General features: G+C 66.7%; 13 protein-coding genes. 8 read left to right on the plus strand and 5 right to left on the minus strand.

Annotated features, from left to right (window positions below):
* Window positions 1-21: 21 nt before the first annotated feature.
* Complete coding sequence (locus ACEN9O_RS27365; protein WP_495614943.1) at window positions 22-3,372, minus strand: penicillin-binding transpeptidase domain-containing protein; 3,351 nt, start codon at window positions 3,370-3,372, stop codon at window positions 22-24.
* A 213-nt stretch (window positions 3,373-3,585) separates the two neighbouring features.
* Between ACEN9O_RS27365 and ACEN9O_RS27370 the strand changes: the two genes are divergently transcribed.
* The 3 genes from ACEN9O_RS27370 to ACEN9O_RS27380 all read left to right on the plus strand — a co-directional run bounded on the left by ACEN9O_RS27370 (window position 3,586) and on the right by ACEN9O_RS27380 (window position 5,539).
* Entirely contained in the window at window positions 3,586-3,846 is a 261-nt protein-coding gene (locus ACEN9O_RS27370) for a hypothetical protein (protein ID WP_495614944.1), read from the plus strand.
* 251 nt (window positions 3,847-4,097) lie between these two features.
* On the plus strand, window positions 4,098-4,841 hold the full coding sequence (locus ACEN9O_RS27375; protein WP_495614945.1) for a hypothetical protein: 744 nt from the start codon (window positions 4,098-4,100) through the stop codon (window positions 4,839-4,841).
* On the plus strand, window positions 4,841-5,539 hold the full coding sequence (locus tag ACEN9O_RS27380) for a reverse transcriptase-like protein (protein ID WP_495614946.1): 699 nt from the start codon (window positions 4,841-4,843) through the stop codon (window positions 5,537-5,539). The genes ACEN9O_RS27375 and ACEN9O_RS27380 overlap by 1 nt, the downstream gene beginning before the upstream one ends.
* A gap of 34 nt (window positions 5,540-5,573) precedes the next feature.
* Here the strand turns inward: ACEN9O_RS27380 and ACEN9O_RS27385 are convergent, their stop codons facing one another.
* Window positions 5,574-6,068 carry a chemotaxis protein CheW gene (locus ACEN9O_RS27385; RefSeq protein WP_495614947.1) on the minus strand — a complete coding sequence of 165 codons (495 nt, stop codon included), beginning with the start codon at window positions 6,066-6,068 and terminating at the stop codon, window positions 5,574-5,576.
* Window positions 6,069-6,161: 93 nt separating this feature from the next.
* A complete protein-coding gene (locus tag ACEN9O_RS27390; protein ID WP_495614948.1) occupies window positions 6,162-6,470 on the minus strand; it encodes a hypothetical protein in 309 nt (102 codons plus the stop codon).
* 151 nt (window positions 6,471-6,621) lie between these two features.
* On the opposite strand from ACEN9O_RS27390, the gene ACEN9O_RS27395 reads away from it, so the two are divergent.
* Genes ACEN9O_RS27395 through ACEN9O_RS27405 form a run of 3 tightly spaced genes read left to right on the plus strand, consistent with a single transcriptional unit; the run spans window position 6,622 to window position 9,369 of the window.
* Window positions 6,622-7,281 (plus strand): HD domain-containing protein, encoded by a 660-nt coding sequence (locus tag ACEN9O_RS27395; protein ID WP_495614949.1) that lies wholly within the window; start codon window positions 6,622-6,624, stop codon window positions 7,279-7,281.
* Between the two features lie 19 nt (window positions 7,282-7,300).
* Window positions 7,301-8,560, plus strand: a complete 1,260-nt coding sequence (locus ACEN9O_RS27400; protein ID WP_495614950.1) for a TCR/Tet family MFS transporter — start codon at window positions 7,301-7,303, stop codon at window positions 8,558-8,560.
* Window positions 8,557-9,369, plus strand: coding sequence for a substrate-binding periplasmic protein (locus ACEN9O_RS27405; RefSeq protein WP_495614951.1), 813 nt, complete (start codon window positions 8,557-8,559; stop codon window positions 9,367-9,369). Before ACEN9O_RS27400 ends, ACEN9O_RS27405 begins: the two co-directional genes overlap by 4 nt.
* Before the next feature lie 24 nt (window positions 9,370-9,393).
* Here the strand turns inward: ACEN9O_RS27405 and ACEN9O_RS27410 are convergent, their stop codons facing one another.
* Complete coding sequence (locus tag ACEN9O_RS27410; RefSeq protein ID WP_495614952.1) at window positions 9,394-11,316, minus strand: CocE/NonD family hydrolase; 1,923 nt, start codon at window positions 11,314-11,316, stop codon at window positions 9,394-9,396.
* 57 nt (window positions 11,317-11,373) lie between these two features.
* Window positions 11,374-11,583 (minus strand): hypothetical protein, encoded by a 210-nt coding sequence (locus tag ACEN9O_RS27415; RefSeq protein ID WP_495614953.1) that lies wholly within the window; start codon window positions 11,581-11,583, stop codon window positions 11,374-11,376.
* A gap of 307 nt (window positions 11,584-11,890) precedes the next feature.
* On the opposite strand from ACEN9O_RS27415, the gene trpS reads away from it, so the two are divergent.
* A complete protein-coding gene (trpS, locus tag ACEN9O_RS27420) occupies window positions 11,891-12,943 on the plus strand; it encodes a tryptophan--tRNA ligase (RefSeq protein WP_495614954.1) in 1,053 nt (350 codons plus the stop codon).
* Window positions 12,944-12,948: 5 nt separating this feature from the next.
* Window positions 12,949-13,257 carry a DUF1294 domain-containing protein gene (locus ACEN9O_RS27425; protein WP_495614955.1) on the plus strand — a complete coding sequence of 103 codons (309 nt, stop codon included), beginning with the start codon at window positions 12,949-12,951 and terminating at the stop codon, window positions 13,255-13,257.

The raw sequence follows: 13,257 nt of genomic DNA on the forward strand, positions 1-13,257 counted from the left end.
TTCATTATCCCGTTTACAAGCCTATTTCCCCTTCTGTTCGCGGTTCTGCGCCGCCAGCGTGGACAGCACCGCCGCCAGCACCGGCGCCGCGTGTTCGCCGCCGGTGGCGTCGGAGTGGCTGACGAAGGCCGCCATCGCCAGCCGGTGCGTCTGGCCGGGCAGGCTGCCCGGCTCCAGCCAGCCGGTGAACCAGACGGTGGCCGTGTCGTCGCCACTGGGCGCGGTGCCGGTTTTGCCGTACAGGCCAGGCCGCACACCGGCCAGCGCCTTGCCACCGAACGCGCCGGCGCCGGTGCCGACATCGACCACGCCTTTCATGCCAGCCCTGATGCGGTCGAGGCGGATGCCGAGCGGCTTCATCGCCGGCACAGCGCTGTCGGTGCCGCCCAAGGTGAGCAACATGCGCGGCGCCACCACCTTGCCCTGCCCGACCGCTGCCGCGGCCAGCGCCATTTGCAGCGGCGTGACCTGCATGCGCAAGCCGATCGCCATCTGGCGCAGCTCGTGCCGCGTGTGGATAGGGTCGATATGCGCCGGCGTCGCTTGCAGCGCATCCCAGCTGCGCCAGTTGAAATCGGCCGGCAGCAGGCCGCCGTCCAGGCGCAGCGTTTGCTCGAAGCCCAGCCGGTGCGCGGCAGCGACGATGGGACGCACCGTATCGAGCGCGTCGGCGTCCAGCGCCTGCAAGTCGGGGGCGCCGCCATCGGCGCGGCCGAACAGGCTATGGTCGCTCAATTCGCTGGACCAGGCAAACCAGGTATTGAGGCTGTAGGTCAGCGCCTGCGCCAGTCCCAGACGGCCTTCCTGCGCGCGCCGGTCCAGGCTTTGCTCGTGGTAGTTGGTGATGTGGGCCAGGCGCGGATTGAGCGGGTAGCTGGCGGCATCGGTCTGGAAACCAAAGCCGCGCTGTTGCGCCAGACGGTTGATGGCGGGCAGCGGCATGCCTCCCAACAGCGCGTCGATCTGCGGATCGCTTTGCGCGGCCAGCTCCAGGCCCAGCGCGCTGACCACCTTGAACGTCGAGCCGGGGCTCTGGTGCGCGCCACCGTCGTGCTGCAAGGCCGGCAGGCGCAGCGGGCTGCGTGCAGGGCTGGTGCGGTCGAAGTCGCGCACCTCGGCCCAGTTGGCGGCGCTGACTTCGCCCGCGCCAGCGCCGGCGGCGGCCAGCACGTCGCCGGTTTCGGTATCGAGGATGACCAGGCCGGCGTGGCGGCCTTCCGGCGCCGGCTGGCTGCCGATGCAGGCCTTGCCGTCCCAGCGGCCGCGATGCATGCCGATGCAGTCCAGCACGCGCTGGCTCAAGGCCTGCAAGGGCAGGTCCAGCGTCAGGCGCGCGCCGACCGCCGCGCCGGACGCCCGCGAGACCGTGGCGGCCAATACCGGCAGGCGCGCCAGCATGCCGGCCACGCTGTTTGCATGGTCGCCGCTCACGCCCAGCAGCGGCGCCAGGCCGGCCTCGATGGCGGGCTGTGTCGGTGCGCCATCGGCCCACAGCAGCGTGCCGTTGCGGTCTTCCAGCTGCACCGGCGACGGTGGCGCGGGCCCAGGCTGGCCGGGCGCTGCGCTCCCGGCGGCCGGCGACAGCGCTTGCCATACCAGGCGGCCACCGGCGACGCGCAGGTGACGGTATTTTTGATCTTCCGGCGCGCTGAAGTCCAACGGTTGCGCCGTCAACTGCACGCTGTGCGCACCGGCCTGCAGCGTCAGCGTGACCTGCTGGACATCCGCGCCGCCGACACAGGCGCGCCCCGTGCAGGCGGACGCCAGCTGCGCGCTGGCGCCGATGGCGCCGGTGACACGGCCGGCCAGCAGCAGCTGCATCACTTCACCGCCGGCCGCCGCACGCGGCAGCGCCAGGTTGAGACGCACCACCGGGCGCCCGCCCGGCCCTTCGCCGGCCTGAGGCCAGCGCGCCACGCGGGTCCACGGCTGCCATCCCTGCGGCAGCGACGCGAATAGCCGTGAGGCTGCCACCGGCATCTGGCTGGTGGTGGCGACCATGGTCGGCGCGCCGCCGGCTGCCGAATCGCCGCCGGCGCTGGCGCTCCAGTCCAGCACCATGTCTGCTGGCGCCTTGACGCGCCAGGCCAGCAAACGACGCTCGCTGTTGTAGATGTCGATCTGCTGACGGACGTAGGCACCGTCGGCCTGGTAGTACAGGCGCTTGAACAGCTTGTGCGTGGCGGCGCCGGGTTTGACCTGCTTCCAGTTATCCAATTCGGCAGCGCGTTCGGTGGCGCCTGCGGCCTGCCATTGCGGCAGATCGCGCGGCGCCAATTCGATGGCGCCGCTGGCGGACAGGCGCACCAACCCCTGATCTTGTAGCTCGTTGAAGAGCGATTGGTCCTCCAGCGCCGCCGGCGCGGCTGCCGGCACCCGATACGAGCCCGCCGCAAGCGTTGTGCTGACCGCGCTGCCGCGCGCGGGAAAGGCAACCACCAGCGCGCTGGCCGGTATATTGGCGGAGGCGGCGTCTTGCGGCGCCAGGCGATACATCTGCACCAACAGTTCACCCGCTTGCGGGCACATGGCGTTGGCGCGCCGTTCTATGCGCAGCGCCGAGGCGGCGCCCCACAACAGCCATCCCTGCTGGCGCAACGCGACCTGGCCGCTGGCGCCCTGCTCGACCTGGCCGAAGCTGGCGTCGCTGATCCAGCGCGCCTCACGCGCGCCAGCCTGCGCGCCGCGCCAGCTCAGTTGCAGCGGTTCGCTCAGTGGATCGGCGAAATCCGCACGGGCCGTGCCTTCGATTTGTATTTCCGGCACGGCGTCGGCGCCGGCGCCGCTATCGGCCACCAGCAGCACATTGCGCAGCGAGATCTGCAGCTTCGATTCTTCATTGCGCTTGACCCAGCGCTTGACGTCGTCGAAGCGGTAGCCGAGGCGCAGCGGCAGCAGGCGCGCGTCGGTGGGACTGCGCATCTGGCTGCACAGGTCCACGCGGACCGCCGGCGCGGCTTGCATGCCGGCTGCCACCAGCAAGGCGCCGCCGGGATGGATGCTGGTGCTCAGGCCCGCCTGCGCCGGCACGGTGAATGCCGCGCCGGGCAGCACGGATTGATAGGCATAGGCCGCGCGCACGCTGTTGACGGCTTGCGGCGTGCTGGCCGTCGCGGCGGCCAAATGACGGGCGTGGCCGGCGATCAGTGCGCCACCAGCCGCCACCACGCCAACGCCGACAACGGCGATCCACATGGCGCGCTGCCGTCCGAGCGCCTGCGCGTCATCCTTCGCGCCGGGCCTTGCGCGCGTGGACGACACCAGCCGCATGAACGGACGGCCGCGCGTTCCGGCGCGCAGATTAGCCTGCCGGCGGCGCGCGCGGCGGCGCTCGGCCCAGGCTTGCAGGATGGTGGTGATGAATCGCGGCATAAGCCCCTCGCGCTGGTGGACGGTATCTGCCCAGCCTTAGCGGAGGGACGGTGAAAACCCGCATTCCGTGGTCGAAAAGCTATCGCCTTATCGCGCCTATCTGCATTTCGGGGCGCCAAAATCGCGTCTCGTCGCAATCCCGTGGCGACGGGACGGGCCTTTGCATAAAGTGAGCACATCGAAACACACTTTTAACCACCGAAAGGAAGCAAAATGAACGTCCTGAAAAACTTCGAAGCCCTGTTTGTCATGACCCTGGGCCTGGCCTGCGCCGCCAACTACGTACTCGACGAAACCACCGCAGCGCCAACGCAGGCGCCAGCACTGGCCAGCTACACCGCGCCAGCCGCCAAGGACATGCAAGTGGTCGTCGTCACCGCCAAGCGCCTGACCGCCGAACAGAAAAAACAGTCGCTGATCGATGAAGGCAAATCCGTGCTGGCCGCAGGCACCACCGCAGCGAGAAAAATTTGAAGGCCCGTAATCCCTTCGCCTGTACGCGCCACCGAAACGCCGCGTAACAGGCGAAGCCTTTCACTGCCTGGCGCCGTTCCACGCCCCCCTTCGCCATCCCCGCCTCAGTCGTCCCATCTGTGCGCCACCGCACACACCAACTCACCTTTGTGTCAGATGTAAAAAGTTGAATCATGGGGAGCCATCCCTGACTCTGCTTGCTATAGTTCGTTTCAAGCGTTGCACGAAAACGCGCAAACGGAGAACACATCATGATCAAACGCTCGCACACCATTTACGCTGCCGCCATGCTCGCGTTGAGCGCAGCAGCATTCGCTCCAGCCATCGCGTCCGCGCAAGTCGGCGTCAGCGTCGTGATCAGCAATGCCCCGCCGGCTCCGCGTTTCGAAAGCCTGCCGGCGCCGCGCCGCGGCTACGTCTGGGCGCCCGGGTATTGGAACTGGGACGGCTATCGCCACGTATGGCTGGCCGGCCGCTGGGAATCTGAACGCGTCGGCGCGCAGTATCGCCGCGCCGAGTGGATACGCGATGGCGGCAACTGGCGCCTGGACCCGGGCGGCTGGGTCACCGTGGGCTCCGCCCCGGTGCCGGTCGACTATGTGACAGTCGCTCCGCCGCCCCCGCGTTATGAGCGAGTCCCTGCGCCGCGTTACGGCTACATCTGGGCGCCCGGCTATTGGGACTGGCGCGGCAACCGCCACGAATGGATAGGCGGCAGCTGGGTCGCCGAGCGTCCGGGTTATGTGTATGCGCAGCCGCGTTGGGTGCAACACGATGGCCGCTGGCTGCGCGAGGAAGCGCGCTGGGAGCGCGGCCCTAACGGCGACCGCGATCATGACGGCATCCCCAACCGCTACGACCATCACGACAACCGCGGCCACGGCCGGGGCGACAAGGATCACGACGGCGTCCCGAACCGTTATGACCGCGATCGCGACGGCGACGGCGTGCCTAACCGCCACGACCGCCATCCGGACAATCCGCGTCGCGACTGATGAACGAAGCTGATTTCGAGATCTTGGCCACGGCCGCCTACAAGGGCGAGCGCGTGGCCGCTCGTCGTCTGGCGGCGCGCTCCAATGTGAGCGAGGCGCAGGCGCTGCATCAGGTGCTGGCGCAGGCGGCCGGCATGCACGGTCTGTCGCTGCTGCTGGCCGAACGCAGCGCCTTGCGCCTGCGGGATGAGGAGCGGCGCCTGGCAAAATCGGCGGAGAAGGCGCGGCTGCTGGAACAGCGCGCGGCGCGCATGCGGCCCGCCACCGACGGCTGGCGTGGATGGTTCGACGGTTCGGCGCGTCCGAATCCGGGGCAGATCGGGATTGGCGCGCTGCTGTGCGGACCGGATGGCGAGCGGGTGGAAATCAGCCGCCGCGCCGGATATGGCAATAGCGGCGAGGCGGAATACCTGGCGCTGGCGGCCTTGCTGGAAGCGGCCGCACGCCTGGGCGCTACCGGCCTGATGGTGCATGGCGACAGCCAGGTGGTGGTCAATGATGTGAACCTGACCGCGCAGGCGGTGGCCGCCGGCCGCGGCGCGAAGGGACTGGAAGAACATCGCCAGCACGTGATGGACTTGATGGCGCCACTGGGCACCGTCAGCCTGCGCTGGGTGCCGCGCCACCGCAACGGTGACGCGGACCGCTTGTCGCAGCAGGCAATCGATAGATCGCCCGGCGACAGCGGCGACGTTTAAGCGCGGCTGGTCAGGCGCAACGCCGGCATCGTCATCACGCAGCCAGCGCGGTTTTTTCGACCAGGCCCATGTCGGCGCTGGACATCAACTTGTCGATATCGATCAGGATCAGCATGCGCTCGTCGAGCGTGCCCAGGCCGACGATGTGGTCGGTGTTGATGGCCGAGCCGATTTCCGGCGCCGGCTTGACTTGTTCGGGCATCAGCGTGGTGACGTCGGAGACGCGGTCCACCACCATGCCGACCACGCGGTGGCCGATGTTGAGGATGATGACCACAGTGAACTGGTCGTACGACGGCGTGCCCAGGCTGAACTTGATGCGCATGTCGACGATCGGCACGATCAGGCCGCGCAGATTGACCACACCCTTGACGAAATCGGGCGCGTTGGCGATGCGGGTCGGGGTTTCGTAGCTGCGGATCTCGGCTACTTTTTGGATATCGATGCCGTATTCTTCCTGGCCCAGCGTGAAGGCCAAATACTCGCCGGCGGGAGTCGTTGCGTGCAGTTCGCTTACGGTAGCAGACATGGGGTTTCCTTCATTGCCAAAGTGATTGACAGCAATGTTACCTCAAGTCAAGTAAAGGCGCAGCAAATAAATGCGCCAAAGCAATAAATAACCTTAACGCAGTTTCCACCTCGGTTTTTCAACCAGCTGATATGCCTGGGCCGGCAGCGGGCGCAGCACGGTGATGGCCACGGCGCGCGGGTTCAGGGCCTGCGGCTCCGGTTTGGGGGCCTCGGCTTCGACGCGTTTGGCCGGCGCTGGCGTGCCGGTGGGGGTGTTCGGGCGCGCGCTGGCCTGGCGCATGTCCTCACCCTTGATCTGGAAATGCGGCGCCACGGTCGGCGTGTCGTCCAGTGCCAGGGCATCGCCGCAGACCAGGGCCGTCAATATCGGTACAAGCGCCAGCAAGTTACGCATCATCATGCCTGTTATTATCAAATATGGTTGCATTTTGCACAATCTCATCGTACTTGGCAAGCAAACAATTTTTAATCGTCGCCACGTAACCCTGCACAACGGCGGAATCAGGCTGTATGATCTGAACACTGATCGCCGAAGACATCACTGGAGAATGATGAACAGCTTGCTGAACAGCTGGCACCCGCGCCTGGTTCGCCTGGCCAGTGCCGCCGCCGGAGCCGATGGAGCACACGACACCAATCACCTGCACCGGGTCTGGCGCAACGCCGCCCTGCTGCTGGACGATTATCCCGAGGCCGACGCGCTGGTCGTGCTGGCCGCCTGTTATCTGCACGACCTGGTCAACCTGCCCAAGAACGATCCCGAACGCCACCTGGCCTCGCGCAAGGCGGCGCTGCTGGCCAGCCGCCAGCTGGCCGAACTCGATTTCCCGCCCAACAAACTGGCCGCCGTCGCGCATGCGATCGAAAGCCACAGTTTTTCCGCCGCCATCCGCGCCGAAACCATCGAGGCCAAGATCGTCCAGGATGCCGACCGCCTCGACGCGCTCGGTGCGGTTGGACTGGCGCGGCTGTTCTACACGGCCGGCCGCATGGGCACCGCGCTGGCGCACGCCGACGATCCGATGGCGCTGCACCGCGAGCTCGACGAAAAGGCCTATGCGCTCGACCATATCGACACCAAGCTGGCCACCCTGCCCGGCAAAATGCAGACGGCGGCCGGACGCCGCCTGGCGCAAAACCGCTTCAGCGAGCTGGCCGCCTTCCGCGACAGCTTCATCGCCGAGTGGGCCGCCAGCCCGGCGGCGCCCTGACCCTCTGCCTACCGATCACATGACCCCTCCCGATACCGCAGCAACGGCCATACCGGCCGCCGCGCCCGCCGGCAATCTGAACTTCGTTTTGATTTGCGTCTTCATCGACATGCTGGGCATCGGCCTGATCGTGCCGGTGCTGCCGATGCTGGTCGGCGAATTTGTCGGCTCGCGCGAGAACCAGGCCTACTGGTACGGCATCATGAGCGCGGTGTTCGGCCTGATGCAGTTCATCTTCATGCCCATGCTGGGCGCCGTCAGCGACCGCATCGGCCGCCGCCCGGTGCTGCTGTATTCGATGGCCGGCATGTGCATCAACTTCCTGACCACGGCGTGGGCGCCCAACCTGGCCTGCCTGTTCATCGGCCGCGTGGTGGGCGGCATGTCGTCGGCCAGCATGTCGGTGGCGTCGGCCTACGCGTCGGACATCTCGACGCCGGAGAACCGCGCCAAGAGCTTCGGCAAGGTCGGCGCGGCGTTCGGCCTGGGCTTCATCTGCGGCCCGATGCTGGGCGGGCTGCTGGGCAGCGTCGACCTGCACCTGCCGTTCTACGTGGCCGGCGCGCTGTCGGCCGCCAATTTCGTCTACGGTTATTTCGTGGTGCCGGAATCGCTGCCGGCGGCGCGCCGCTCGCCGTTCAGCCTGGCCAAGATCAATCCGCTGTCGGCGCTGTTCAAGCTGGCGCGCCGCACCGACATCCGCGGCTTGGTGATCACCTTCGCGCTGGTCACCTGCGCGCAGATGATGCTGCAGACGACCTGGGTGCTGTACACCCACTTCCGCTTCGCCTGGACGCCGGGCCAGAACGGCGCGGCGCTGTTCTGCGTCGGCCTGACGGCGGCCGTGGTGCAGGCCGGCCTGCTGGGCCTCCTGATCAAGCGCTTCGGCGAAGTGCGCCTGTCCTTGCTGGGGATGTGCTCCGGCGGTATCACCTATCTGCTGTACGGCCTGGCCACGCACGGCTGGATGATGTATGTGCTGATCCTCTGTAATGTGCTGTCGTTCGCGGTCGGCCCTGCGCTGCAAGGCATCATCTCCAAAGCCACCGCGCCCAATGAACAGGGCGAGTTGATGGGATCCCTGCAATCGGTCAGCAGCCTGTGGGTGATCTTCATGCCGCTGCTGGGCGCCGCCATCCTGGGTGAGGTGAGCCACCTGCCGTCCGACGACTGGCGCATCGGCAGCACCTTCTACCTGTGCGCGGTGATGCAGGCCCTGGCCATCGTGGTGGCGCAGCGCTACTTCAGCCGCCACCACCTGCAGGCCGCCACGCCATGAAGCGGCGCGGTTTCGTCATGCTGCTGGCGGCCGGCCTGCTGCAGGCCGCCAGCGCCGCTGTAGCCGCCGATTGTTCGCGCGACATCGCCGTGCCGGTGTCGGCCAGCGGCGCCAGCGTGCAAATCGAGGGCTCGCATATCGGCGGCATCTATCCCGACCTGCTGCGCATCCTGGGCGCCAAAAACGGCTGCAACTTCGTCTTCACCGTGGTGCCGCGCGCGCGCCAGGTGGCCATGTTCAAGGACGGCAAGGCGGACCTGCTGGTGCCGGCTTCGCGCACGCCGTCGCGCGATCTGCTGGGCGCCTTCGTGCCGATGATCAGCCACCGCGCCATGCTGATTTCCGTGGCCGGCCAGCGCGCCCCCATCTCCAACGCCAAGGACCTGCTGGAACGGCGCGACCTGCGCGTGGCCGTGGTGCGCGGCTTCGACTACGGCGAGGAATATACGGCGCTGGTCAACGAGCTGGCCAAGCAGGGCCGCCTGTTCGTCGAGGTCGACGTGGTGGCGGTGGCGCGCCTGCTCAATGCCGGCTCGGCCGACCTCACCATCATGGGACCGACGCTGATGGCCGGCGCGATCCGGCGCGATCCGCGGGTCCAGGGCTTGCAGGAGAAGCTGCGCATGGAAGCCATCCCGGAATTGCCGTGGCACGACAGCGGCGCCTACGTGTCGCGCGCGCTCAAGCCGGAAGACCAGCGGGTGCTGCTCGACATGCTGGAAAAAATCGGCAAGTCGAACCAGGTGATGGAGGGCTACCGCCGCCACTTCCACTCGGACATACTGAACGACAACGTGCGTCCGCGCTAGGCTAAACGGTTTATTCCGTTTAGCTTATTTTCCCTCCACCACCGGCAGCTCCAGCGCACTGCTCTCGGCGCCAGCGTGGTACACGCGCAGCGTCGCCTTCTTGTAGTCGGCCGGCTTGGCGTAGAAGATGTTCGGCACGTAGGTCTGCGGGTTGCGATCGTACAGCGGGAACCAGCTGGACTGGATCTGCACCATCACCCGGTGACCGGGCAGGAAGACGTGGTTGGCGTTCGGCAGCGCGAAGCGGTACTTCTCCACGGCGCCCGGCGTGATCGGCGACGGATGCTCGAAGCTGTTGCGGTAGCGGCCGCGGAAGATGTCCATCGCGATGCCCAGCTGGTAGCCGCCCAGCTCCGGCTGCGACGGCACCTCGTCCGGGTAGACGTCGATCAGCTTGACCACCCAGTCGGTGTCGGTGCCGGTGGTCGAGGCGTACAGGTTGACCATGGGGGCGCCGGAGATCTGCAGGCGCGCCTTCAGCGGCTCGGTGACGTAGCTCAGCACATCGGTGCGGTCGGAGACGCCGCGCTGGTCGCTGACCAGCCACGGACGCCACACGTTCGCATCGTTCATGTGCACCGGGCGCGGCACGAACGGCACCGGCTTGGCCGGGTCGGACACGTATTCGTCAAAGCCGGCGCCCGGTTGCGGGGCGTCGAAGTCGAGCTTGAAGTCGGGCTTCAGGTAGATCGGTTTCAGCGGCGCCGGGCAGCCGGCCTCGCAGGCCAGCGGCCAGCGCTGCAGCCGCTGCCAGCGATTGACGCCGGTCTGGTAGAACAGCACCGGCGGCGTGTCGGCGGCCGGCGCGCCGTCCTTCAGGTATTGGTCGAGGAAGGGCTGCATCACGTCGCGGCGGAATTCCAGCGCGGTGTCGCCGGTGAACTTGAACGCGCCCAGGCTCGAGCCCTCGTAATTGACGCCGCTGTGGCGCCACGGCCCCACCACCAGGAAGTTCTTGTTGTTGGCGGTGTCCTGCGGCTCGACCGCCGAGTAGAAGGCGTAGGCGCCGTAGATGTCTTCCTGGTCCCAGTAGCCGACCACGGTCATGGTCGGCACCTTCATCTGGCGTTTGGCCAGGATCTTGTCCAGCGCCTGCTGCTGCCAGTAGCTGTCGTAGGCGGGATGCTCGAACAGCTTGCGGGTGAAGTTGAGCTGGTCGAGGCCGAACTGCTTGGCATAGTCGGCGGTGGAGCCGCCGCGCAGCACGCCTTCGTAGTCGTCGTAGACGCCGGTGGCCATGGTCTTGCCGCTGCCTTTGGCGGCGGTCTGGCCGGCGATGTAGCTCAGGTTGGGCACGCGGAAGGCGCCGTTGTGGAACCAGTCGTCGCCGCGCCAGCCGTCGACCATGGGGCTCATCGGCACCGCGACCTTGAGCGCCGGGTGCGGATCGACCAGTGCCATCAGCACGGTGAAGCCTTCGTAGGACGAGCCTATCATGCCGACCTTGCCGTTACTTTCGGGGACGTTCTTGACCAGCCAGTCGATGGTGTCCCAGGCGTCGGTGGAGTGGTCGGTGCGGGTGTCGTTGAGCGCGCCCCTGACCGGGCGGGTCATCACGTAGTCGCCCTCGGAGCCGTACTTGCCGCGCACGTCCTGGTAGACGCGGATGTAGCCGTTTTCCATCATCACTTCGTCGCCCTGGCCGACCGTGGCCAGCACGCTGGGGCTGACGTTGCGCTGGGTGCGGCCGCTGGCGTTGTAGGGGGTGCGGCTCAGCACCATCGGCGCGTGGACGGCGCCCTTGGGGATGACGATCACGGTGTGCAGCTTGACGCCGTCGCGCATGGGGATCATGAGGTCGCGCTTGACGTAGTCGGCGTTGGGGACGGCGGTGTCGAACTTGGCGGGGATATCGGGCGCCATCGGCGGCGTGGGCGCCGTGGGCGTTTGCGCCGTTGCGGCGGAGACCATCAGGGTGGAAAGCACTGCAACTGCAAGGTCACGCATATCTGCTCCGGTAAGGGGGTATTGCTCGGGATCGGCAATACTACCTTATCGTTACGATTAGTGCATGAGCTTGAAGAGCACGGCGGTGAACCCGGTCTGGACGATCATCGCTCCCACCATCCACTGGGTCAACTCGGACTTGAGCTGCGCCAGGCGCATGTCGAGATAGCTCTTGGTCACCAGGTGGGTGTCGATCAGCTGGAACATCGCCGAGGCCAGCGCCTTGGCCTGCTTCTCGGGCATGCCGCCTTCAGTCAGGGTATCCATAAATGCGACGGAATCGAAGTTGTCGGCCATTTTAATCTCCTTTGTATCAGACCGCGAGTAATCAATCCAGTTCCGAATCCCGCTGCCGGCCTTGCGGCGCCGCACACCTTGACAGACCGGCGCTGAACTGCAACCATACGCGCATGATTTTTTACACCACACTTCACGCCTGCCTGAATTGGCGCCGCTCCTAGCGCGCGGCCACTGTCTACCCATAGTGATGTGATATTTTTATCAACGCCGCCCTCATCTGGTGGCGTTTTTTATATTCGTCGCGCCAGACCGGGGCAACGTAAAGGAACCCCTGATGAGCCTGACCGAACAGTCCGAAGTAATCGCCACCACGCCAGCAGCGCCCAAAGGCCCGACCGTGATCCTGACCGGCGACCGCCCCACCGGCCCGCTGCACCTGGGCCACTTCGTCGGCAGCCTGCGCAACCGCGTCGCCTATCAGCACGAATACAAGCAGTTCATCATGCTGGCCGACGCCCAGGCCCTGACCGACAATATGGACGACACCAACAAGGTGCACCGCAACGTGGTCGAAGTGGCGCTGGACTACCTGGCGGTCGGCATCGACCCGGCCAAGTCGACCATCCTGATCCAGTCGCAGATCCCGGAGCTGGCCGAGCTGACCTTCTACTACCTCAACCTGGTGACCGTGGCGCGCCTGGAGCGCAACCCGACCGTCAAGACCGAGATCGCGCTGCGCGGCTTCGAGCGCGACATCCCGGCCGGCTTCCTGACCTACCCGGCCTCGCAGGCGGCCGACATCTCGGCGTTCAAGGCCTCCATCGTGCCGGTCGGCGATGACCAGATCCCGATGATCGAGCAGACCAACGAGATCGTGCGCCGCTTCAACCGCCTGGCCAACCGCGACATCCTGGTCGAGTGCAAGGCGCTGGTGCCGGAAATCGGCCGCCTGCCGGGCACCGACGGCAAGGCCAAGATGAGCAAATCGCTGGGCAACACGATCAACCTGGGCGCCACCGCCGCCGAGATCACCGCCGCCGTGAAAAAGGTTTATACCGATCCGCTGCACCTGCGCGTGGAAGATCCGGGCCACCTGGAGGGCAACGTCGCCTTCATCTACCTGGACGCCTTCGATCCTGAACAGGACAAGCTGGCCGAAATGAAGGCCCACTACGTGCGCGGCGGCCTGGGCGACTCGATCGTCAAGAAGCGCCTGGAAGTGGTGCTGCAGGAGATGCTGGCGCCGATCCGCGCCCGCCGCGAAGCGCTGGCGCAGGACAAGGGCTACATCATGCAGATGCTGAAGGAAGGCACCATGCGCGCGCGCGAAGTGGCGGCCCGCACCACCGACGAAGTCAAGGCCGCCCTCGGCCTGAGCTACTTCTGAACCCGGTGACGCCGGACGCCCTGCCCTCGCAGCTTGCGCTGCTGTGGCTTGCGGCGGCGTACGGCGTCGCCAGCGTCATCTGCTTCATCGCTTACGCGGTCGACAAGTCGGCCGCGATCAAGGGCCGGCGGCGCACGCCCGAAAGCACGCTGCTGCTGTGGGGCCTGGCCTGCGGCTGGCCCGGTGGCCTGCTGGCGCAGCGCTGGCTGCGTCACAAGACGGTCAAGACCTCGTTCCAGATCGCCTACTGGTGCAGCGTCGCGCTGAACCTGTCCGCGCTGGCCGCCGTGTGGTGGCTGCGCACAAACTACTGA

The organism is Duganella sp. Dugasp78, assembly GCF_059491455.1.